Below are 22247 nucleotides of genomic sequence, written 5' to 3'. Positions count from 1 at the left end.
GCGGCATACGTCGCCTGACGTAGGTCGTGGACGGGCTGGTCAGCCCTCGCGCATGGGGATGCGGACGCCCTGCTCGGCAGCGGTGCGCTCGGCGATGTCGTACCCGGCGTCGACGTGCCGGATGACGCCCATGGCGGGGTCGTTCGTCAGCACGCGGGCGAGCTTCTGCGCGGCCAGCTCGGTGCCGTCGGCGAGCGAGACCTGGCCGGCGTGCAGCGAACGACCGATGCCGACGCCACCACCGTGGTGGATCGAGACCCAGCTCGCACCCGAGGAGGTGTTGACGAGGGCGTTGAGCAGGGGCCAGTCGGCGATCGCGTCGGAGCCGTCGAGCATGGACTCGGTCTCGCGGTAGGGGCTGGCCACCGAACCCGTGTCGAGGTGGTCGCGGCCGATGACCAGAGGCGCGCTGACCTCACCGGTGCGGACGAGCTCGTTGAACGCGAGCCCGGCCTTGTCGCGCTCGCCCTGGCCGAGCCAGCAGATGCGGGCGGGCAGGCCCTGGAACGCGATCCGGTCCTGGGCGCCGCGGATCCACTTGTGCAGCCGCTCGTTGTCGGGGAACAGGTCGAGGACGGCCTTGTCGGTCGCCGCGATGTCCTTGGGGTCGCCCGAGAGCGCGGCCCAGCGGAACGGGCCCTTCCCCTCGCAGAACAGCGGGCGGATGTAGGCCGGGACGAACCCGGGGAACTCGAACGCGCGGTCGTAGCCGCCCTGCCGGGCCTCGTCGCGGATGCTGTTGCCGTAGTCGAAGACCTCGGCGCCGGCGTCCTGGAACTCGACCATCGCCTGCACGTGCCTGGCCATCGACTCGCGGGCGCGGTCGGTGAACTCCTCGGGCTTCTTGTCCGCGTACTCGTGCCAGTCGCCGAGCTCGATGCCCTCGGGCAGGTAGGACAACGGGTCGTGCGCCGAGGTCTGGTCGGTGACGATGTCGATCGGCACCCCGCGGCGCAGCAGCTCGGGGAACACCTCCGCGGCGTTGCCCACGACGCCGACGGACCAGGCGCGACGCTCGTTCTTGGCGGCGACGGCCTTGTCGATCGCCTCGTCGAGCGAGTCGGCGACCTCGTCGAGGTAGCGGTGCTCGACCCGGCGGCGCAGCCGGGACTCGTCGACGTCGACGATGAGGCAGGCGCCCTCGTTCATCGTGACGGCCAGTGGCTGGGCGCCGCCCATGCCGCCGCACCCGGCGGTCAGCGTCAGCGTGCCGGCGAGCGTTCCCCCGAAACGCTTCTCGGCGATCGCCCCGAACGTCTCGTACGTCCCCTGGACGATGCCCTGGGTGCCGATGTAGATCCACGACCCGGCCGTCATCTGGCCGTACATCGTCAGCCCGAGGTGCTCGAGCCGGCGGAACTCGGGCCAGGTGGCCCAGTCGCCGACGAGGTTGGAGTTGGCGATGAGGACGCGCGGCGCCCACTCGTGGGTCTGCATGACCCCGACGGGACGGCCGCTCTGCACGAGCATGGTCTCGTCCTGCTTGAGCGTCGACAGGGTCCGGACCATCGCGTCGAACGACTTCCAGTCACGGGCCGCACGGCCGGTGCCGCCGTAGACGACCAGGTCGTCGGGACGCTCGGCGTTCTCGGGGTCGAGGTTGTTCATGAGCATCCGCAACGGCGCCTCGGCGCCCCAGTGGGTGGCGTGGGTCAGCTGGGTGCCGCGCGGTGAGCGGACGGGACGAGCGCCTTCCATGTCGTTCTCCTTCGGTGCAGTTCGGGGCTGGTGGGGCGGGCTGGTGGGGCGGGCTGGTGGGGCAGGCGGGGTATGGCGTGGGGTCAGCTGAGCGGGCCGGTGACGGCCTCGGCCGCGGCCAGGGCCTCGCCGCTGGCGACGAGCTGGAACGCGGTCTCGATCTCGGGGGCGAGGAACCGGTCGGTGCCCGGGGCAGGGGCGCCGGCCGCACGCAGGGCGGCGACGACGGCAGCCGTGGCTGGAGCCGGCGTCAGCGGGGCCCGCAGGTCGAGGGCCCGCGCCGCGGTGAGCAGCTCGACGGCCAGGACGCGGGTGAGGCCGTCGACCGAGCGACGCAGCTTGCGGGCCGCGGACCAGCCCATCGACACGTGGTCCTCCTGCATGGCGCTGCTGGGGATCGAGTCGACCGAGGCGGGGGCGGCCAGCCTCTTCATCTCCGAGACGATCGCGGCCTGGGTGTACTGCGCGATCATGTAGCCGCTGTCGACGCCGGGGTCGTCGGCGAGGAACGCGTGCAGCCCATGGTTGCGCGAGACGTCGAGGAAGCGGTCGGTCCGTCGCTCGGAGATGGAGGCGAGGTCGGCCGCGACGATGGCGAGGAAGTCGAGCACGTAGGCGACCGGTGCCCCGTGGAAGTTGCCGTTGGACTCGACCCTGCCGTCAGGGGTGACGACCGGGTTGTCGACGGCCGACGCCAGCTCGAACCCGGCCACCGTGGCGGCGTGCTCGACGGTGTCGCGGACGCCGCCGGCGACCTGTGGCGAGCAGCGCAGGGAGTAGGCGTCCTGGACCCGGGTGCAGGCCTCGGGGTCGCGGTGGCTGTCGCGGATCCCGCTGTCCTGCATGACCTTGCGCAGGTTCGAGGCCGACAGCGCCTGGCCGCGCTGGGGGCGCAGGGCGTGCAGGTCGGCGGCGAAGACGTCGTCGGTGCCGAGCTGGCCCTCGACGCTCATCGCAGCGGTGACGTCGGCGACCTTGAGCAGCATCCGCAGGTCGGTGATCGCGAGGACGAGCATCCCGAGCATGCCGTCGGTGCCGTTGATGAGGGCCAGCCCCTCCTTCTCGCGCAGCTCGACCGGGGTGATCCCGGCCGCGGCGAAGGCTTCCGCCGTGGGCATCTTCTCGCCGTCCGCGTCGCGGACCACGCCCTCCCCCATGAGGGCGAGCGCGCAGTGGGACAGCGGAGCGAGGTCGCCGGAGCAGCCGAGCGAGCCGTACTCGTGGACCACCGGGGTGATGCCGGCGTTGAGCATCGCGACGTAGGTCGTCAGCGTCTCCTCGCGGATGCCGGTGCGTCCGGTGGCCAGCGTCGAGATGCGCAGCAGCATCAGGGCCCGCACGACCTCGCGCTCGACCTCGGCACCGGAGCCGGCGGCGTGCGAGCGGACCAGGGAGCGCTGGAGCTGGGCACGGAGCTCGACCGGGATGTGCCGGGTGGCCAGCGCGCCGAAGCCGGTCGAGACACCGTAGTGCGCCTGGGTGTCGTCGGCCAGGGCCTCGATCACGGCACGGGTCCGACGGACCTCCTCCAGCGACTGGGGCGAGAGCTCGACCGGGGCGTCGTGGCGGGCGACGGCGACGACGTCCTCGAAGGACAGCGCGTCGATCCCGACGGTGACCGTGGCGACGGAGGACTCGGCGCCGGAGAGGGGTGCAGTGGTGGTCATCCCCCCATCACAGCGGAGGCAGGGCCCCCACAGGAGTCCTGCGGGCGGCATACCGTCTCGGATGCGAGACGTAGCTGCCTGGTGCCACGACCGACCGAACGGGGGGCGCCGCGGGTCACGCGAACCAAAGGGGTCGCCCAGGTGTCGTCCAGGTGTCAGCATCAGGAGCAGAGCCGAGGTGGGCGATGGACAGTCAGGACGCCGTCCGACGCGTGTATGCCGCGTCGTACCGCCGCCTCGTCGTGCAGATGCTCGCCCTGAGCGGCGACCAGGCCGAGGCGGAGGACGCGGTCCAGGAGGCGTTCGTCCGGGCCATCGGCCTCGGACGGCGCTTCGCCAGGCTGGACAACCCGGAGGCGTGGCTGCGGACGGTGGCCCTCAACCAGCTGCGCAACCGCTGGCGCCACCTGGCGATCGTGCAACGACGGGGCGGACAGGTGCCCGGCCCCGCCATGGCCCTGGAGCTCGGTCCCGACCATGTCGCCCTCGTCGCCGCCCTGGCCACCCTCGCCCCGGACCTGCGCACCGTCGCCGTCCTGCACTACGTCGCGGACCGCTCCGTCCTGCAGGTCGCCAGGGAGCTCGACATCCCCGAGGGCACCGTGAAGTCACGGCTGTCCCGGGCCAGGGAGCAGCTGTCGCTGCTGCTCACCGAGGTGGAGGAGCACGAGCATGCCTGACATCCGGAGCCTGACCCTCCAGCTCGAGCAGCGCCTCGAACCCCCGGTTTTCGACGACCTGGTGGAAGTCGCCGCACGTCGCCGGCGGGCGCGGCGCTCCTTCGTGGGAGTGCTGTCGCTGGTCGTCGCCGTCGCCGTGGCCCTCTCGACCTTCGGACCGGGACGTCCCACCACGCTGCCCGCCGCCCCGAGCGTCCACGACCAGCAGGTCGCGGACATCTTCCGCAACCCCCGCGGCTCGCTGGTCCTCGAGACCGAGGCACCCGGCGAACCGTCCGTGACGGCCGAGCTGTGGACCCGGTGCAACGGCACCAGCCCGGCCACCAGCGGGCGGTGCGGGAGTGCCGTGCAGGTCGTCACCCACGACCTCACGCGGACGTGGGTCCTGCCCTCGAACGGCTACGTGCGGCTGGACTTCCTGTCCGACGGGCGGTTCTACCTCGAGGGCGCCGACGGGCGGGCGCAGGTCCTCGACCCGCGCCTGCCGGATCCCGTCGACCTCACGGACCTGCGCTCCCACGCCTTCGTCCGTCCCCGTCCCGGCCTCACGACGACGCGCTGCCTCGGGGGCCTGCTCTGCGTCGTGGACCTGGCGAGGCGGACGGTGGCGCCGCTGGACGTGGACAACCAGCACTGGTCCGCCGACCGCGGCTCGGTCCTGTGGGGGTATGCCGACACGTTCACCGACCCCAACGGCGTGGACTTCAGCTACGAGGCGCGCTGGGTCGAACCGGACGGGTCCCGAGGCCGGCACGTCCTGGCCACCAGGGAGCCGGTCCGGGTGGTCATGTGCGACGTGAGCACGGCAGACACCCTCGCCTACTACGTCGTGCCGGTCGGCTGGGAGGGCTCCGACCCGCCCCTGGCCGCGAGCACGTGGACGCACGGCACGCTGCACGTGAGCACCGACCGCGGAGCCGGCTGGAGCGTGCGACAGGTCCCGGTGACCGCCGTCGGCGAGGTGGCCGACTCACGACTCGCGGAGGACTGGCCCTCGTGGCCGCAGGTCCGTCCGTGAGGCGGGGAGGGGTTCGCACCCCGCCCCGTCCGAGGGGGTCGGGCGCCCATGAGGGGTGGGCGCCCGCACCCGGCTCGCACCACCGTCGCCGCGGAGGTCCGGAGTCGGGACCCGTCCGGTCAGGCCCTCGTGGCGAGGATGCCGTCCTCGTCGGCCCACAGGGTCTGACCCGGCACGAAGTCGACACCACCGAAGCTCACGACCACGTCGCGCTCCCCGACACCGTCCTTGGCGCTCTTGCGGGGGTTCGAGCCGAGGGCCAGTGTCCCCATCGGCAGCCCACGGAGGGCCACCACGTCACGGACGGCGCCGTGGATGACGACCCCGGCCCAGCCGTTGGCCACTGCGGCCGCGGCGATGAGGTCACCCATGAGGGCCGACTCCAGCGACGCACCCCCGTCGACCACCAGCACCTTGCCCTCACCGGGCTCGTTCAGCGTCGCCTTGACCAGCGCGTTGTCGCGGTGGCACCGGATCGTGCTGATGGTGCCGTGGAACACGGTCCGGCCGCCGTAGTGGCGCAGCTGCACCGAGCAGGACTGGAGGGCCTCGCCGTGCTCGTCGTAGAGGTCGGCCGTCGCAATGCCGGTCTGGTCGGTCGTCTGGTCGCTCACGGGCTCAGCCTGCCTTGACCGCGAGGACGGGGCAGTGCGCGTCGAGCAGGATCCGCTGTGCCGCCGAGCCCAGGAGCAGCTTGCCGACCGGGGTGCGGTGGCGCAGGCCGATGACGATGACCGACACCTCCTCCTGCTCCGACACGTCGAGCAGCACCTCGGCCGCGTCGCCACCCTCGGCGATCTGGCGCACCTCGAACTCGAGGTCCAGCTCGTCGAGGTCACGGCGGACCCGGTCGAGCTGGTCCTGGCCGGCGCGGCGGGCGTCCACCAGGACGTCGTCGCGGGACATGTTGACGACGAGCAGCCGCTCGCCGCGGCGACGGGCCTCGGCGACGGACGCGGTGAGCGCCGCCTCGCCGAGGGCGTTGGGCACGAAGCCCACGAGAACAGTCATGTCAGGCCTCCGAGGAGTTGAAGCTGTGTCCGGCGCGGGCATTGGTGAGCGGTTCGGGCCCGTCGCCCCCGGCGTCGCCGCCTCCGGGGCCTCGACGGCCACGGCGACCGCGGACCAGGCTGACCAACGGCCAGGCGATCGCGATGACGATGAGCGCGTAGCAGAACCACGCGACCGGACCACCGATGAGACCGGAGAGGTCGCCACCCGTGAGCTGCAGGGCGCGACGCCCCTGGCGCTCGACGAGCGGCCCCAGGATGACGCCGACGATGAGCGGCAGGACCGGGAGACCGAAGCGCCGCATCGCGAACCCGATCAGGCCCAGCACGAGCAGCAGCCACAGGTCGAACGGCTGGGAGTTGACGGCATACGCACCCATGGAGGCGAAGAAGAGGATGCCGGCGTAGAGGTAGGGACGAGGGATCTGGAGCAGCTTCGCCCACGCCGGTGCCAGCGGCAGGTTGAGCAGCAGCAGCATGAGGTTGCCGACGAAGAGGCTGGCGATGAGGGCCCAGACGAGGGCCGGCTCCTTGGTGAGGAGCAGCGGTCCGGGCTCGATGCCCCAGCCCTGCAGCGCCGCGAGCATGATCGCCGCGGTGGCGTTGGTCGGCAGGCCCAGCGCGAGCATCGGCACGAGCGTGCCCGCGGCGGAGGCGTTGTTGGCTGCCTCGGGTCCGGCGACGCCCTCGATGGCCCCGTGCCCGAACTCCTCCGGGTGCTTGGTGAGCTTCTTCTCCGCGGTGTAGGAGAGCAGGGTCGGGATCTCCGCACCACCCGCGGGGAGTGCGCCGAACGGGAAGCCGAGAGCGGTGCCGCGCAGCCACGGCTTCCAAGAGCGGCGCCAGTCGTCGCGGCCCATCCAGGGACGCCCGACGGGGATGACCGAGCCGGCCTTGCGGCGCAGGTGGGCGGCGACCCACAGGGCCTCGCCGACCGCGAAGATGCCGACGGCCACCACGACCACGTCGATGCCGTCCGCCAGCTGCGGCAGGCCACCGGTGAGGCGCTGCTGTCCGGTGACGAAGTCGATGCCGACGACGCCGATCGTCAGGCCGACGAGCAGAGCCGCCATCCCACGGATCCGTGAGGCGCCGAGCACCGCGGTCACACCGGTGAAGGTGAGCAGGATGATCGCGAGGTACTCCGGCGCGCCGAGGCTGATCGCGAACTTCACGACCTGCGGCATGAGGAAGACGATGCCGAGCGTGCCGATGGTGCCGGCGACGAAGGAGCCGATGGCCGAGGTGGCGAGCGCCTGGGCGGCCCGGCCCGCCTTGGCCATCTTGTTGCCCTCGATGGCGGTGACGACCGACGAGGACTCTCCCGGGGTGTTGAGCAGGATCGAGGTGGTCGACCCGCCGTACATGCCGCCGTAGAAGATGCCCGCGAACAGGATCAGTCCCTGGACCGGCTCGAGGCCGTAGGTGATCGGCAGGAGGAGCGCGACCGTCATGGCCGGTCCGATGCCGGGCAGCACGCCGACGGCCGTGCCGACGGTGACGCCGAGCAGGGCGATGAGGAGGTTCATCGGCGACAGGACGTCGCCGAAGCCCCCGATGAGGCTGTTGATGTTGTCCATCAGAGGATTCCCTGCAGGATGCCCGCGGGCAGGTTGACGCCGAGGCCGATCGCGAAGGCGTAGAAGGTGATGAGCGAGAGCGCCACCCCGGCCGCGAGACCGCGGACGTGGTGGCGGTTGCCGAGCGCGAACGCGGAGCCCCAGAAGAGCAGGGCCCCGCTGATCACCCAGCCCAGCGGCTCGATGAGCACGGCGTTGACCGCGAAGGCGCCGATGAGCAGGCCGATGGTGCGCCAGTCGACGCTGGTCTCCAGGTCGATGTCCTCACCCTCCTCCGCCTCACCGGCGCCCCCGCGGGCGACGTCCACGGCATACAGGACGGCGACGATGATCAGCAGCACCCCGAGCAGGATCGGCATGGGCTTGGGGCCCACCGGGTCGTTGCTGCTCGCCACGGCGCCGATGCGGCTGGCGTCGAACAGGACGTAGGCACCGAGCAGGCCGAGGCCGGCGCACAGTCCGTACTGCGCGCGGTCCTTCGTCCCGTGTCCCGTGCCGTCGACAGCGCCGGCAGCGCTGGTGTCGACCGTCGTCTCGGGGTGCTGCTGGCTCATGCGAGGCCCAGTTCCTTGAGGATGTCGGCGACCTGGGTGTCCTGCTCCTTGAGGAAGGTGCCGAACTCGTCGCCGGTCTCGAACGCGTCGGTCCAGCCGCGCTTGGCCTCCTCGTCCTTCCAGGCCTTCGAGCCGTGCATCTTCGTCAGGGCGTTGATCCAGACCTGCTTGTCGGCGTCGGAGATGCCGGGGGGCGCCACGATGCCGCGCCAGTTCGTGAAGACGAGGTCGATGCCCTGGTCCTTGAGCGTCTTGACGTCCTTGAGGGCGTCGATCGGCTGCTCGCTGGTCACCGCGAGCACCCGCACCTCTCCGGCCTCGACCTGGTCGAGGAACTCACCGAAACCACTGGCACCGAAGGCGATCTTGTTGCCCAGCAGGGCGGGCAGGAGCTCGCCGCCACCGTCGTAGGACACGTAGCTGACGGACTTGGGGTCGATGCCGACCGCCTTCGCCAGCTGCATCGGGAGCAGGTGGTCGGGACCGCCCGGCGAGGAGCCGCCACCCACGGCGAGCTTCTTGGGGTCGGCCTTCCAGGCGGCCACCAGCTGGTTGATGTCCTTGTAGGGCGAGTCCTTCGGCACGACGATGGCGCCGGCCTCCTCGATCAGCTTGGCGATCGGCGTGGTGTCGTTCAGGGTCGCCTTCGACTTCTGCGTGTAGGCCGCGCCCACGACACCCAGGCCCATCTGCATGGCCAGCTTGCCGTTGCCCTTCTCGTTGACCACGCGCTGCAGGCCCACCGTGCCACCGGCACCCGGGAGGTTGAACACCTGCACCGAGTTGGTGATCTTGTCGGACTCCAGGACCTTGGCCGCCGTGCGGGCCGTGGTGTCGTAACCGCCGCCGGGGGAGTTCGGGACCATGAGCTGTAGGCCGCTGGCCGGCTTGCCGTCGGCCGCACCGGTGGCGCCGGCTGCGGTGTCGTCGCCCTGCTTGGCGGTGGCGCCGCAGGCGGAGACGAGCAGGGTGGAGGCCATGGCTGCCGCGGCAACCAGACCGGTGTATCGAGCTCTCATCGTTGAGGCCTCTTTCGCGTGGAAGGGGTCGAGCGGGATGATCGTGCTCGTCCGGTACGTCCTACGTCGCCCTTGTGTCACCAGAGAAGGTTGAGTTCATAGTGGTCATGCGTGCACTGCGCCGACGGACGTTGGCCGGGCAGCTGCTCTTCCTCCAGCTGGGCATCATCGCGGTCGTCCTGGTCAGTGTCGGCGCGGTGTCCCTGGCCCAGTCCCAGGCGACGTTCAACCGCGTGGAGGGGCGCCGGGTGTCGGCCCTCGCCGAGCAGCTGGCCACCAACCCTCTCGTCCTGTTCAACCTCAGCCTCCCCGAGCAGCGCACCGGCCTGGCCACGCTCGCCCTCCAGACGGTCACCCAGTCCCGGGTCACGGCCGTGACCATCGCCGACGAGGACGAGAAGGTGCGGGTCTCCACCGACCCGTCGCTCGAGACCCGGCCGCTGCCGCTCGGAGCCCGTTCTGTCGGTGTCGGGGCGAGCTGGTCCGGGACCATGGACATCGACGGCGACCGCATGCTCGTCAGCCAGGTGCCGGTCCTCAGCGTGGCCGAGGGCCACTACGGGGAGCACCTCGGCACCGTGATGATCGCCGAGGACTTCCCGTCGATCTGGGAACGCCTGCGCGGCGCCTCGTCCTACCTGCTCACCTACCTCGGCATCGCCCTGCTCCTCGGCGTGGCCGGGTCGTGGCTGCTCGCCCGCCGCATCAAACGACAGACGCTCGGCCTCGAACCGCACGAGATCACCGGCCTGGCCGAGCACCGTGAGGCGCTCCTGTACGGGATCGCCGAGGGTGTGCTGGCGCTCGACCCGCACGACCGGATCACCTTGGTCAACGACGTGGCCCGGCGCCTCCTCGACCTGCCCGAGCACGCGGCGGGGATGAGCCTGCGGGACCTGCGCGTCGAGGGGCGCCTCCTCGACGTCCTCACGGGCACCGGCCCCGACGGCGACCGCAGCGGGGACGGCGGCGGGGACGGCGGCGACGAGGACCCGCGCGACGAGGTCGTGATCCGGCGCGGCCGCGTGCTGGTCATGAACCGCATGCGCGTCACCCGCGACGGCCGGCACCTTGGGACGGTGACGACGTTGCGGGACCGGACCGCCCTGGCCGACCTCGAGCGCGAGCTGGGGTCGTTCCGCAGCACCACCCAGCTGCTGCGGGCGCAGACCCACGAGTTCGCCAACCAGCTGCACACCATCAGCGGGCTGATCCAGCTCGGCGAGTACGACGAGGTCGTGCGCTACGTCGACGCCGTGACCGAACGCCGCCAGTCCCTCGACCTGCTCGTCAACAGCCGCGTCCGCGACCCCGCCGTCTCCGCGCTCCTCATGGCCAAGGCGTCCCTGGCGTCCGAGCGGCGGGCCGACCTCCGGGTGTCCGAGGAGACCTCGCTCGACCGGCTCGAGGCCGACGACTCCGCGGACGTCGCGACGGTGGTCGGCAACCTCGTCGACAACGCCATCGACGCCGTGAGCGGCGGAGGCCCGGGCCAGTGGGTGGAGGTCGAGATCCGACAGGATGCCTCGAGCGTCCAGGTCGTCGTGAGCGACTCCGGCCCCGGCATCCCGCCCGAGGTCGCACAGGAGGTCTTCGCCAACGGCTTCACCACCAAGGCAGCCACGTCGGGCGACCGCGGCATCGGCCTCGCCCTGACCCGGCTCGTCTGCCAGCGTCGTGGCGGTGAGGTGCAGCTCGGGACGAGCGAGGGCGGCGGTGCGATGTTCGTCGCCCACCTCGGCATCACCCCGGTCGCCCCAGCGGGAACCGGCAACCCGGCCGAGGACCACGAGGACACCCGCGCAGAGGCGCACCGGTGATCCGGGTCCTGGTCGTCGACGACGACTTCATGGTGGCCCGCGTCCACACCGGATTCGTCTCCCGCGTCGAGGGATTCGAGGTCGTGGGTACCTGCCACACCGGCGCGGATGCCGTCGCCGCGGCGGCCCGGCTCACGCCCGACCTCGTGCTGCTCGACCTCTACCTGCCCGACACCTTCGGCCTCGACGTGCTCGCCGAGCTGCGCAGCGCCGGGCACGACTGCGACGTCATGGTCATCACCGCGGCGAAGGAGGCCGACTCCGTCCGGGGCGCCCTGCGCCAGGGCGTGGTCGACTACGTGCTCAAGCCCTTCGGCTTCGAGGACCTCCGGGAACGACTGGAAAGGTATGCGGCGCAGCGTGATGCGCTCGCCGCCGCCCAGGTGCGCGGCCAGGAGGACATCGACCGGGTGCTGTCCCGCGGCGGGAGCGCACCCGCCGCAGCGCTGCCCAAGGGGATGAGCCCGCAGACGGCGACGCTCGTCGAGGAGGCCCTGCGCGACGCTGACGGCAACCTGTCCGCGACCGAGGCGGCCGAGCTCGTCGGCGTGAGCCGGGTCAGCGCGCGCCGCTACCTCGAGTACTTCTGCAGCATCGGCCAGGCCGAGGTCTCCTTGCGGTACGGCTCCGCCGGTCGCCCCGAACGCCGGTACCGCTGGGGCGCGTGACGCGTGGCCAACGCCCCCGCCGCCCGGCACACCCTCGAGCTCCTCACCCTGCTGGCGCGCCATACCGAACCGCTCCCCGCCGGGGCGATCGCCCGTGAGCTCGGACTGCCCAGGTCCACCACCTACCACCTGCTCGCGGTGCTGCGGGACCACGGCTTCGTCACGCACCTCGAGGAGGAGCGCCGGTACGGGCTGGGCGTCGCGGCGTTCGAGCTCGGGTCCGCCTACCAGCGACAGGCGCCGTTGCAGCGCATCGCCCGTCCCCTGCTCGGCCGGCTCGTCGACACCACCACCCACAACGCGCACCTCGCCGTGCTGCACGGCCGTGACGTCCTCTACGTCATCGAGGAGCGTGCACCAGGACGCCCCCTGCTCGTCACGGACGTGGGGGTGCGGCTCCCCGCACCGCTCACCGCGAGCGGCCTCGCCATGCTGGCCGAGCTGCCCGCCGCGCAGGTCCGCGCGCTCTTCCCGCACCGTGACGCCCTCGTCCAGCGCGACGGCCACGGGCCCACGACGGTGAGCGAGCTGCGGCGTGAGCTCACCACCGTCCGCACCCGCGGGTACGCCGTCGAGGACGACTCCGTCAGCGCCGGCCTGTCCTCGGTCGCGAGGGCCGTGCTCGACCACACCGGCCACCCCGTGGCGGGGGTCGCCCTGACCTTCCCGCGGGACGAGGTCGACGCGGAGGAGCGCGCGCGCCTCGTGGCCGCGGTGGGCCGGGTGGCCGCGACGCTGACGGCACGGATCGGCGGGGTCCGCTGAGTTCGGCTCTCCTGCTGGCACACTCGGCCCGAGGGATAGTGGAGCTGACGAGGGGGTGAGTTCGGTGGCGGGGAGCAGACCCATGTCCGAGCGTCGTCGCGCCCGGCTGCGTCGGACCGTCGTCGTCCTCCTCACGCTGGTGGCCGTCTCCGGCGCCGCCGCGTACGCGGTCACCCGTGGCGACACCCCCGCTCCGGTCCACGCGTCCGGCGCGACGTCGGCTCCGCCCCGGGCCACCGCACCGGCCCCCGCCACCACGGCGCAGGACGTCTCTGCAGAGGGATTCGCCCCGGTGGTCACGGACCGGATCCCCGCCCCCACCAAGAGCATCGCCCTGTCGGCACCGGTCCCCGGCACCACGAACATGCAGCCCGCCGCCGCCAAGGCCTTCACGTCGGCGTTCGCCGGGGCGCGGGCAGCCGGGCTGTCGCCCCAGATCAAGTCGGCGTGGCGCAGCGAGCGCTACCAGCAGGTGCTCTTCGACCGTGCGGTCACGAAGTACGGCTCACGCGCCGAGGCGACCAAGTGGGTCCTGCCACCCCTGGCCTCGGCCCACGTCAAGGGGTATGCCGTGGACGTGCGGCCCGAGAACGTCGCAGCCTGGCTCGAGGAGCACGGCGCGGAGTACGGCGTCTGCCGGGCCTACGACAACGAGTGGTGGCACTTCGAGTACGTGGCGACGAACGTCTGCCCGGCCCGCAAGCCCAACGCCGCAGGCTGACCGACGCGCCGGCCCTGGCCACGGCCCCAGTCTTCTCCAGCCGCCCCCGGCCGCCCCCAGCCTGCTCGGACGGTGGTCCCCGGCAGTCGCCCGGGACCCGCTAGCGGCCGCGGTTGCGTTCCCGGTTGCGGCCCTCGGGCACCTCGCCCCCGACGACGCCCGGGCCGAACGCCCACCAGAAGCCGGTGACGACGGCCGGGATCGCGACCGTCCACGACGGGACGTCGGTGTTCCCCACGACGATCGCCCAGATGACGAGCACGAGCGTCAGTGCCCAGGCGATGTTGAGGTAGGTCTGGTTGCGGTTCCCCCGGCTGTTCTCCATGCGACCAGTCTGGCCGCAGGGGCACCCCGAGCGCGTCCACCGGGCGGTGGACGAGCCGCGCACCGGCCGGTGGACCCACAATGAGCCGGTGACCGACCCCACTGCCGCCCCCACCCCGCTGACCGCCGTCGTCCTCTGCGGTGGCGCCGGCGCACGCTTCGGTGGCGACAAGACCCAGGCCGTCCTCGGCGGGACGACCGTGCTCGACCACGTCCTGGACGGGCTGCCTCCCGACTGGCGGGTCATCTGCGTGGGCAGCGCCAGATCCACCCACAGGGTCGTCGCCTGGTGCCGCGAGACGCCGCCCGGTGGCGGCCCCGTCGCCGGGCTCGCCGCCGCCCTCCCCCACGTCGCCACCGACCTCGTCGTCGTGCTGGGTGGCGACATGCCGTATGCCGCGGGGCCGGCCCCCGGACTCGCCGCAGCCCTCGGGGCCGAACCGGAGCTCGAGGCGGTGGTCGGTCGTGACGGCGACGGGCGGCTGCAACCGTTGCTCGCGGCATACCGGACCTCGGCCCTGCGGGCAGCGGTCCCCACGCCCGCGGCGGGCACCCCCCTGATGCGCCTGCTCGACGGACTGCGGTCGGTCGCGGTGCCGCTGGAGGACCCCAGCGCGCTCGACGTCGACACCCCCGAGGACCTCGACCGGGCAGCCGCCGTCGTCCGGCCTAGGCTCGAGCCATGAAGGCCATCACCCTCCCCACTCCCGGCGACGCGGACGCCCTCGTCCTCGCCGAGGTCCCCGACCCCCAGCCCGCTGCCGGCGAGGTGCGCGTCCGGGTCGCGGCCGCCGGCGTGAACCGCGCCGACGTGATGCAGCGGATGGGCCACTACGACCCGCCGCCCGGCGCCTCCGCCTACCCCGGCCTGGAGGTCAGCGGCACGGTCGACGCCGTCGGTGAGGACGTCACGGGCTGGGCCGTCGGTGACGAGGTGTGCGCCCTGCTGTCCGGGGGTGGGTACGCCGAGCTGGTGTGCGTCCCGTCCGGCCAGCTGCTCCCGGTGCCGGCAGGCGTCTCCCTCGAGGACGCCGCGGCACTGCCCGAGGTCGTCAACACGGTGTGGAGCAACGTCTTCATGACCGCCAACCTGCTGCCCGGGCAGACCCTGCTCGTCCACGGGGGGTCCTCCGGCATCGGCACCATGGCAATCCAGCTGGCCCGGGAGGTCGGTGCCAGGGTCATCGTCACGGCCGGTTCGGCCGCGAAGCTGGAAGCCTGCCGCGAGCTCGGCGCCGAGGTCCTTGTCAACTACCGCGAGCAGGACTTCGTCGAGGAGGTGCGCGCGGCCACCGGTGGCGCCGGCGCCGACGTCATCCTCGACAACATGGGGGCCAAGTACCTCGCCCGCAACGTCGAGGCCCTCGCCACCAACGGTCGCCTCGTCGTGATCGGGCTCCAGGGTGGCACGAAGGCGGAGCTCGACCTCGGCCTGATGCTGCGCAAGCGCGCCGCCGTCATCGCGACCTCGTTGCGGGCCCGTCCTGCTGACGAGAAGGCCACCATCGTCGCGGCGGTCCGTGAGCACGTCTGGCCGCTCATCGAGTCCGGCCGGGTCCGTCCCGTCATCCACTCGCGGCACGCCCTCGCCGACGCGCCGTCCGCCCACCGCGAGCTCGAGGAGAGCGGCCACATCGGCAAGATCCTCCTCACCCCCTGACGGTGGCCTCCTGACGGTGCCTCCTGACGGTGCCTCCTGATGGTGCCGTCCGGACAGCGCCGTCCTGACGGTGTCCTCCTGACAGCGGGCGGGCGGACCTGCCACGCTGCGGGGGTGAGCACCGTCGCCGTCGTCCTCGTCGCCCTCGTGGCGGCCATCCACGTCTACATCGTCGTCCTCGAGATGGTGCTGTGGACGACCCCGCGGGGACGGGCCGCCTTCGGGCTGACCCAGGAGTTCGCCGAGTCCACCAGGGCGCTCGCCGCCAACCAGGGGCTCTACAACGGGTTCCTCGCCGCCGGCCTCCTCTGGGGGCTCGTCGGACCGGCCGACCACCGGTTCACCTTCCGCGTGTTCTTCCTCGTCTGCGTCGTCGTCGCCGGGCTCTACGGCGCAGCCACCGCGAGCCGCCGGATCCTGCTCGTACAGGCACTCCCGGGAGCCGTCGCCCTCGCCGCGGTGCTGCTCGGCGGCTGACGTCCCGGGCAGGTCCCGCTCGCCGGTAGACTTGGCCTGTCCGGTGCGGTCGACCTGAGGTCCGCCTGCGGTAGTCGCCCGGAATGTTCAGGGTTCCTGTGCGCCTCGGAGGTGGGTTCGGCGCACGCCCGTCCGCCGTGCCCCGGCACCGGCGGCCAGAGAACCAGGACGAGAACCCCGTGTCACCGATCGCCTCCTACCGCCACCTGCTCCGCCTCGCCGGACCCCTCTACGTCGTCATCGCGTTCGTCGGACGACTTCCCCTGGCCATGAGCCAGATGGGCGCCCTCCTGCTCGTGTCCGGCACGACCGGTTCGTATGCCGCGGGGGGCCTCGCCGCCGGCGCGCTGGCCGTGGCCAACGCCCTCTGCTCACCCGTCGCCGCCGTCCTGTCCGACCGCATCGGCCAGCGGCCGGTCGTGCTGGTGCAGTCCGTGCTCGGCGGACTCGGGCTGCTCGCCCTCGTCGTGCTGGCCCACCGCGACGCCACGGGCGGCGTCCTCGCGGCGACGGCCGGCCTCAGCGGTGCGTTCCTGCCCCAGATCGGCCCGCTCGCCCGGGTGCGGTGGCGCCCCATCACCCGGAACAGCGGGGCCAGGCAGCCGCGCCTGGTCGAGGCGGCCTTCTCCTACGAGGGCGCCGCCGACGAGGCCACCTTCGTCCTCGGGCCGACCCTGCTGGGCCTGCTCGTGCTCGTCGCCGACCCCGGCGCCGGCCTGGTCGTCGCGGCCGTCCTGCTCGTGGTCTTCGGGTGCGCGTTCGCCGTGCACCCGACCGCCGAGCTCGCCCGTGCGCCGCGTCGCACCGGCCAGCCGCGGGTCCGGGTCCTGAGCGCCACGCTGGTGGTTCTCATGCTCGCCCAGGGGCTGATAGGGGCGTTCTTCGGCTCGGTGCAGACGGGGACGAGCGTCCTGGCCACCTCTGTCGGGCACGCCGGGATCGCCGGCCTCGTCCACGCGGTGCTGGGCGTCGGCAGCGTCGCCGCCGGGCTGGCGATCGCCGGGGTGCCCGAACGGTTCGGCTTCCCCCTGCGCATGCTCGTCGCTGCCGGGGGCCTGCTCGTCCTCTCGCTGCCGCTCCTCGCGGTCGACTCGCTCCGCTCCCTGGTCCTCGTGGTGCTGGTCCTCGGCTTCGTCGTGGCGCCCTACATGATCAGCAACTTCACCATGGGCGAGCGCAGCGCTCCCGCGGCCAAGGTCGGCACGGCGATGACCCTGCTCGCCGCGGCGACCGGCCTCGGGTATGCCGTCGGGTCGGCGCTCGCAGGTCGCCTCGCCGACGACCACGGACACACGGCGGCGTTCGCCGTGACCGTGTCCGCAGCGGCGGGTGCGCTGCTCCTCTCCCTCGCCAGCCAGCGCCTGCTCCGTCGCCCGGCAGCGCCCCACCACCTCCCGCTCGGCACTGCCCAGCCCTCGAGCGAGGTGTCCGGCTCGACCGCAGGCGTCGTCCACGCCTGATGCTTGACGGCGTGGCCTGATACTCGGTATACCTACTCCCACCAGTAGCAATACCGGGTATGTAGGGGACAGGAACCGGGGCGACCCGGAGGGGATCGAGGGGAGGGGCGCCGGTGTCGGTTCGCCAGGGGCTGTTGGCCCTGCTCGCACAGGAGCCGATGTACGGTGCCCAGCTCCGGTCGGAGTTCGAGGCCAGGACCGGGGGGACCTGGCCGCTCAACGTCGGGCAGGTCTACACGACCCTCGCCCGGCTGGAGCGCGACGGCCTGGTCGAGGCCGCGGGCGCCGACGAGGACGGCCGGATCAGCTACCGGCTGACCCGGACCGGTCGGGCCGAGGTCGCCCAGTGGTGGGTGTCGCCGGTGGACCGGGAGACCACCCCGCGGGACGAGCTCGTCATCAAGCTCGCCCTGGCCGTCACGGTGGACGGCGTCGACGTCGACCGCGTCGTCCAGACGCAGCGCACGGCGACCCTGCGGCACCTGCAGGACCTCACCCGGCTCAAGCAGCGGGCCACCACCCACCTCGAGTCCGACGAGGACAACGGCAGCGTCGACCTCGCCTGGCTCCTGGTCCTCGAGAACCTCATCTACGCCGGGGAGGCCGAGGTCCGCTGGCTGGACCACGTCGAGGCCCGGCTCATCCGCGAGGCGAGCCGCCCACGCCGCAAGGCTCGCGCCATACCGACGACCGACGGGGAGGGGACCGGCGACGCCGGTGCACCGCCGGCCGTGCACGACACCATCTCCACCACGCTCAGGGGGGCACAGTGAACACCACCGCAGGGAACGACCCGATCCTCCGCCTGGACAACGTCACCCGCGTCCACGGCACCGACTCCACCGCCGTCCGGGCGCTCGCCGGGGTCAGCCTCGACGTGCACGCGGGCGAGCTCGTGGCCGTCATGGGGCCCAGCGGCTCCGGCAAGTCCACGCTGCTCAACCTCGCCGGTGGCCTCGATGCCGCGACGAGCGGGCAGGTGCTCATCGAGGGGCAGAGCATCGGCACCCTCAAGGGCGATGCGCTCGCGAAGCTGCGGCGCCGTCGCGTGGGATTCGTCTTCCAGGACTTCAACCTCATCCCGTCCCTGACCGCGATCGAGAACGTCGCCCTGCCCCTCGAGCTGGACGGGTTCCGGGTCGGGAAGGCCCGTCGCCTGGCCAGGCACGCCCTCGAGCTGGTGGGCGTCGACGAGCTCGCCGACCGGTACCCCGACAAGATGTCCGGCGGGCAGCAGCAGCGCGTGGCCATCTCGCGTGCGCTGGTCGGCGACCGTCGGCTGGTGCTCGCCGACGAGCCCACCGGCGCCCTCGACTCGCACACCGGTGAGGGGGTGCTCCGCGTCCTGCGCGAGCGCTGCGACGCCGGCGCCGCCGGGTTGCTCGTCACCCACGAGGCGCGGCACGCCGCCTGGGCCGACCGCGTCGTGTTCCTGCGCGACGGGGTCGTCGTCGACAGCACCGGCTCGGCACAGACGGCCGAGGCCCTGCTCGACCCGGCCGTCTGAGGCGCGACGATGACCACCCTCACCGAACCCTCTGCACCCCGGTCCGAGGCCTCCGCCTCGGAACGGCGCACCGACTCGGGCCCGTCCGGCTCCCGGCTGGCCCGCTGGCGCGCCTCGTGGCGCGTGGCCCTGCGCATGGCCTGGCGCGACGCACGCCGCTACAAGGGCCGCAGCGTCCTCGTCTTCGTCATGGTGGCACTGCCGACCGGCCTGCTCGTCGGCCTCGCGACCCTCGCCGCCTCGGAGACGGTCTCCGGCGCCGACAAGATCCCGCTGACCCTGGGCACGGCGCAGGCCCTCGTCAGCGGCCCGGAGGGGCAGTCCCTCGCCCAGGGCGCCGACCCCGACTCGGCCATGAGCTTCGGCGAGGCGTCCCGGTCGGCCAAGGCCATCCCCGGCTTCGACCCCGAGCAGAGCTCGGGGGCCGCCGCGAACCTCGCCGCGGTGCAGCGACTCACCGGCGGCACCATCGAGCGGATCGGCACCACCACGGTCCGCCACCCGATCGGGGACCGGTCCCGCGCCGCCAACGTCATGGTGCTCGACACCTCGCGCCCGTGGGGCGAGAAGGCCCGGCTGCTCACCGGCCGCTGGGCGACCAGCGCGGCCGAGGTGGTCGCCACCCCCTACGGCATCAGCAGGGGCATGCCGTCCTCCGGCGAGGTGACGCTGACGAGCCAGGGCAAGGAGCACCAGGTCACCGTCGTCGGCACCGCGAGCGCGTTCGACGGCTACGGCAGCATGCCGGACGTCGTCACCAACGAACCCATCGCCCAGGACTCCCTGTACAGCTGGCAGTGGCTCGTCGTGCGCGACACCCCCGTCACCTACGACGAGGTGAAGACCCTCAACGGCTACGGCCTGAGGGTCGCCAGCGCCGACGTGATGCGCCACCCGCCCACCGCGGCCCAGCTGCCCGCCGAGCTGCGCCAGCAGAACGACTTCGCCGCCCAGCAGCTTCGCCAGCTCGTGGCCGTGGGCGCCCTGATGCTGTTCGTCGTGACGACGCTGCTGGTCGCCCCGGCGTTCGCGGTCAGCGCCTCCCGGCAGCGGCGCACGCTCGCGCTCGCCGCGAGCAACGGTGCGGAGACCCGCCAGCTGCGCCGCAAGGTCCTCGCCCAGGCCCTCGTCCTCGGGGCGGCGAGCGCGGTGGCCGCGGCCGCCCTCGCCGCGGTCGTGATGCGGGTCGCGCTGCTGGTCTGGGTGCACCAGCGACCGTGGACGTCGCACCGGTACTTCGACCTCCCGGTCCTCGCCGTCGCCTTCATCGTGGCCTGCTCGGTCCTCAGCGCGCTCGTCGCCGCGATGATCCCTGCGGCACGCCTCGGGCGCCTCGACATCGTCGGTGTCATGCGGGGGCAGAGCGTCTCACCCCGGCTCAACCGGGTGCTGCCCGTCGTCGGGCTCGTGGTCGCGGTCGCCGGTGGGGTCGGGCTGCTGTGGGCGGTCCGCACCGAGCAGCGGGAGATCCCGATCATCTCGACGGGGCTCGCCCTGGTGCTCGGCGCCCTGCTCCTCGTGCCGCTCCTGCTCGTGGCTGCCGGGCGAGCGGCGTCACGGCTCCCGGTCGCACCCCGTATGGCGACGCGGGACGCCGCCCGGCACCGCACCCGCTCGGTCCCCACCGTCGCCGCCATCGTGGCCGGCACGATCGCCCTGACGATGTTCAGCATCGGACTGGCCAGCGACACCGAGCAGCAGCGCCGGCAGTACGTCCCGCGGACCACCGCCGGGGAGGGGATCTTCTCCTACTACCCCGCCGAGATGACGTCCGGCCCGACGACGGTCTCCAGCGACGCCATCGCGACCGAGGCCACGGCGATCGTGCACCGCGTCACGCCCCACCTCGAGGCGACGCCGCTGCAGGTGGTGGCTTGGTCGGGCGTCGTCAAGGACGGGGACCCCATGCCGTTCGTCGTGGTCGTCCCTGCGGGCTGCACCCCGACCGAGGCCCTCAACGGGGCGCAGTTCGACAGCTCGGGCAACCCGTTGCCCGACCCGAAGACCTGCAACCAGGTCGGCAGCATGTCGATGGCGCAGATCGGCGCCCTCCCCGTGTCGGCGATCGCGACGGCCGACTTCCTCGGCGCGTCCGAGCGCGAGGTGCTCCGCAGCGGCGGCATGGTGCTCACCGACGGTTCGCTCATCCGGGACGGCAAGGTCACGGTGGCCACCGGGACGTCGACGGTCGACAACAACACCGGCGTCCAGACGCTCGCGGCGACGACCACCACCTCCCTCCCGGCAGCTCGTGCGGCACTGCCCTTCTCGGGGTTCTCCGTGGCCGCGCTCGTGAGCTCCGAGACCGTGGCGCAGCGGAAGTGGCCCAGCGTCAGCCAGTCGCTCATGCTGCGTGATCCCGACGGCGCGATCAGCCGGGCCGACCAGACGGCCCTCGCCGAGGCGGTCGGGGACGAGGGCGAGGCGTACGTCGAGCGCGGTTTCCAGCGCGACGACCGCGTCGTGATGGCGGCGCTGTTCGGTGGGTTCGCCCTGCTGCTGCTCATCGTCACGCTCATCTCCACGGCCCTGTCGCTGGCCGAGCAGCGGGCCGACCTCGGGACGTTCGCCGCGATCGGCGCCACCCGGCGGACCCGTCGCCGGTTGGCCGCCGCCCAGGCGGGGGTGGTGGCGTTCACCGGCGCCGTGGTCGGCATCGCCGTCGGCCTCGTCCCGGGCATCGCGTTGACCTACCCGTTGACGAGCCAGAGCTGGGACCCGCTCACCGGGACGGAGATCAAGGGGCCCCCGATCATCGTCGTCCCGTGGCTCCCGCTGGTCGTCGTGGTGGTCGGTGTCCCCCTGCTGGCGGCCCTGCTGTCGGCCGCCGCGATCCGCCGGGCGCCGACGATGAGCCGGCGCGCCGACTGAGACCGGTCCACCGTGGGTGCCGGGTCGGGGGGCTCGCACCCACGGTGGACCACAGTCGCTCCTGGGGCAGGATGGGAGGCATGAGCCCACTGACCCCCACCACCCCAGACGACCCGTCGACCGGCTCCGGCGACCCCACCACCCAGGGTGGCGACCAGCAACGCGTCGTCGTCGTGACCCAGGACGGGATGGGCGTGCACCCGCACGAGGGTGACGAGGACGGCCCGACCAACCCCGCCGACCTCGTCGAGCAGCCCGCCAAGGTCATGCGGATCGGCTCGATGATCAAGCAGCTCCTCGAGGAGGTGCGCAACGCGCCGCTCGACGAGGCGGGCCGCGTCCGGCTCGCCGAGATCCACCGCCGCTCCATCAAGGAGCTCGAGGACGGCCTCGCCCCGGAGCTGATCGACGAGCTGGAGCGGATCGCGCTGCCGTTCGAGGAGGGCCACGCCCCCACCGATGCCGAGCTGCGGATCGCCCAGGCCCAGCTGGTGGGGTGGCTCGAGGGGTTGTTCCACGGGATCCAGACCGCCTTGTTCGCCCAGCAGATGGCGGCCCAGCAGCAGCTCGCCCAGATGCGTCGCGCCCTGCCGCCCGGCCAGCAACCGCACCCCGACGGAGGTCACCCCGACCTCCCCGGCCTGCCCGGTGGCGACGGTCCGACCGGCCAGTACCTCTAGCCGGCGCCCGGCCGGGGGGTTCGCGGTTCGCGGTTCGCCTCCCCCGCCACCCAGCAAAGCGGCGACCG

General features: G+C 72.7%; 22 protein-coding genes. 14 read left to right on the top strand and 8 right to left on the bottom strand.

Going from position 1 to position 22247, the window contains the following annotated elements:
- Positions 1-39 precede the first annotated feature (39 nt).
- Positions 40-1698, bottom strand: a complete 1659-nt coding sequence (gene hutU / locus ACYVKF_RS10700) for a urocanate hydratase (RefSeq protein WP_056916233.1) — start codon at positions 1696-1698, stop codon at positions 40-42.
- Positions 1699-1781: 83 nt separating this feature from the next.
- Positions 1782-3365, bottom strand: coding sequence for a histidine ammonia-lyase (gene hutH, locus ACYVKF_RS10695; RefSeq protein ID WP_460966405.1), 1584 nt, complete (start codon positions 3363-3365; stop codon positions 1782-1784).
- 185 nt (positions 3366-3550) lie between these two features.
- Between hutH and ACYVKF_RS10690 the strand changes: the two genes are divergently transcribed.
- On the top strand, positions 3551-4045 hold the full coding sequence (locus ACYVKF_RS10690) for an RNA polymerase sigma factor (protein ID WP_460966404.1): 495 nt from the start codon (positions 3551-3553) through the stop codon (positions 4043-4045).
- A complete protein-coding gene (locus tag ACYVKF_RS10685) occupies positions 4038-5063 on the top strand; it encodes a hypothetical protein (RefSeq protein ID WP_460966403.1) in 1026 nt (341 codons plus the stop codon). Before ACYVKF_RS10690 ends, ACYVKF_RS10685 begins: the two co-directional genes overlap by 8 nt.
- Before the next feature lie 119 nt (positions 5064-5182).
- On the opposite strand, the gene rraA is transcribed toward ACYVKF_RS10685, so the two are convergent.
- From rraA to ACYVKF_RS10660, 5 genes are read right to left on the bottom strand one after another with little or no spacing between them, the layout of a single operon-like run.
- Complete coding sequence (rraA, locus tag ACYVKF_RS10680) at positions 5183-5677, bottom strand: ribonuclease E activity regulator RraA (protein ID WP_157581455.1); 495 nt, start codon at positions 5675-5677, stop codon at positions 5183-5185.
- Between the two features lie 4 nt (positions 5678-5681).
- Positions 5682-6074 (bottom strand): universal stress protein, encoded by a 393-nt coding sequence (locus tag ACYVKF_RS10675; RefSeq protein WP_056916229.1) that lies wholly within the window; start codon positions 6072-6074, stop codon positions 5682-5684.
- Between the two features lies 1 nt (position 6075).
- Positions 6076-7653: a tripartite tricarboxylate transporter permease gene (locus ACYVKF_RS10670; protein ID WP_056916228.1), complete on the bottom strand. Its 1578-nt coding sequence runs from the start codon at positions 7651-7653 to the stop codon at positions 6076-6078.
- The gene (locus ACYVKF_RS10665) at positions 7653-8207 is read right to left on the bottom strand and encodes a tripartite tricarboxylate transporter TctB family protein (RefSeq protein WP_082553217.1); all 555 of its coding nucleotides are present in this window, start codon (positions 8205-8207) and stop codon (positions 7653-7655) included. The genes ACYVKF_RS10670 and ACYVKF_RS10665 overlap by 1 nt, the downstream gene beginning before the upstream one ends.
- Positions 8204-9226: a Bug family tripartite tricarboxylate transporter substrate binding protein gene (locus ACYVKF_RS10660; protein WP_056916227.1), complete on the bottom strand. Its 1023-nt coding sequence runs from the start codon at positions 9224-9226 to the stop codon at positions 8204-8206. The genes ACYVKF_RS10665 and ACYVKF_RS10660 overlap by 4 nt, the downstream gene beginning before the upstream one ends.
- A gap of 107 nt (positions 9227-9333) precedes the next feature.
- Between ACYVKF_RS10660 and ACYVKF_RS10655 the strand changes: the two genes are divergently transcribed.
- From ACYVKF_RS10655 to ACYVKF_RS10640, 4 genes are all read left to right on the top strand, one after another.
- Positions 9334-11046, top strand: a complete 1713-nt coding sequence (locus tag ACYVKF_RS10655) for a sensor histidine kinase (protein ID WP_460966402.1) — start codon at positions 9334-9336, stop codon at positions 11044-11046.
- A complete protein-coding gene (locus ACYVKF_RS10650) occupies positions 11043-11714 on the top strand; it encodes a response regulator (RefSeq protein ID WP_056919381.1) in 672 nt (223 codons plus the stop codon). Before ACYVKF_RS10655 ends, ACYVKF_RS10650 begins: the two co-directional genes overlap by 4 nt.
- A gap of 3 nt (positions 11715-11717) precedes the next feature.
- Entirely contained in the window at positions 11718-12479 is a 762-nt protein-coding gene (locus tag ACYVKF_RS10645) for an IclR family transcriptional regulator (RefSeq protein ID WP_056916225.1), read from the top strand.
- An 82-nt stretch (positions 12480-12561) separates the two neighbouring features.
- Positions 12562-13200: a D-alanyl-D-alanine carboxypeptidase family protein gene (locus ACYVKF_RS10640; RefSeq protein ID WP_056916224.1), complete on the top strand. Its 639-nt coding sequence runs from the start codon at positions 12562-12564 to the stop codon at positions 13198-13200.
- Positions 13201-13300: 100 nt separating this feature from the next.
- On the opposite strand, the gene ACYVKF_RS10635 is transcribed toward ACYVKF_RS10640, so the two are convergent.
- Complete coding sequence (locus ACYVKF_RS10635; protein ID WP_460966401.1) at positions 13301-13525, bottom strand: hypothetical protein; 225 nt, start codon at positions 13523-13525, stop codon at positions 13301-13303.
- 88 nt (positions 13526-13613) lie between these two features.
- Here ACYVKF_RS10635 and mobA point away from each other — a divergent pair, with 88 nt between their 5' ends.
- From mobA to ACYVKF_RS10595, 8 genes are all read left to right on the top strand, one after another.
- Entirely contained in the window at positions 13614-14210 is a 597-nt protein-coding gene (gene mobA, locus ACYVKF_RS10630; RefSeq protein ID WP_460966400.1) for a molybdenum cofactor guanylyltransferase, read from the top strand.
- The gene (locus ACYVKF_RS10625) at positions 14207-15184 is read left to right on the top strand and encodes an NAD(P)H-quinone oxidoreductase (RefSeq protein ID WP_056916221.1); all 978 of its coding nucleotides are present in this window, start codon (positions 14207-14209) and stop codon (positions 15182-15184) included. The genes mobA and ACYVKF_RS10625 overlap by 4 nt, the downstream gene beginning before the upstream one ends.
- Before the next feature lie 114 nt (positions 15185-15298).
- The gene (locus ACYVKF_RS10620; RefSeq protein WP_460966399.1) at positions 15299-15661 is read left to right on the top strand and encodes a DUF1304 domain-containing protein; all 363 of its coding nucleotides are present in this window, start codon (positions 15299-15301) and stop codon (positions 15659-15661) included.
- A gap of 179 nt (positions 15662-15840) precedes the next feature.
- Positions 15841-17121 carry an MFS transporter gene (locus ACYVKF_RS10615; protein WP_460966398.1) on the top strand — a complete coding sequence of 427 codons (1281 nt, stop codon included), beginning with the start codon at positions 15841-15843 and terminating at the stop codon, positions 17119-17121.
- Positions 17122-17234: 113 nt separating this feature from the next.
- On the top strand, positions 17235-17894 hold the full coding sequence (locus tag ACYVKF_RS10610; protein WP_082580778.1) for a PadR family transcriptional regulator: 660 nt from the start codon (positions 17235-17237) through the stop codon (positions 17892-17894).
- Positions 17891-18628, top strand: coding sequence for an ABC transporter ATP-binding protein (locus ACYVKF_RS10605; RefSeq protein WP_056916220.1), 738 nt, complete (start codon positions 17891-17893; stop codon positions 18626-18628). Before ACYVKF_RS10610 ends, ACYVKF_RS10605 begins: the two co-directional genes overlap by 4 nt.
- A gap of 9 nt (positions 18629-18637) precedes the next feature.
- Positions 18638-21499, top strand: coding sequence for an FtsX-like permease family protein (locus ACYVKF_RS10600; RefSeq protein ID WP_460966397.1), 2862 nt, complete (start codon positions 18638-18640; stop codon positions 21497-21499).
- Between the two features lie 71 nt (positions 21500-21570).
- On the top strand, positions 21571-22179 hold the full coding sequence (locus tag ACYVKF_RS10595) for a bacterial proteasome activator family protein (protein WP_082553219.1): 609 nt from the start codon (positions 21571-21573) through the stop codon (positions 22177-22179).
- Positions 22180-22247: the final 68 nt, after the last annotated feature.

It is taken from the genome of Pedococcus soli, assembly GCF_054782575.1.
This window is presented reverse-complemented; position numbering and strand designations above follow the sequence as displayed.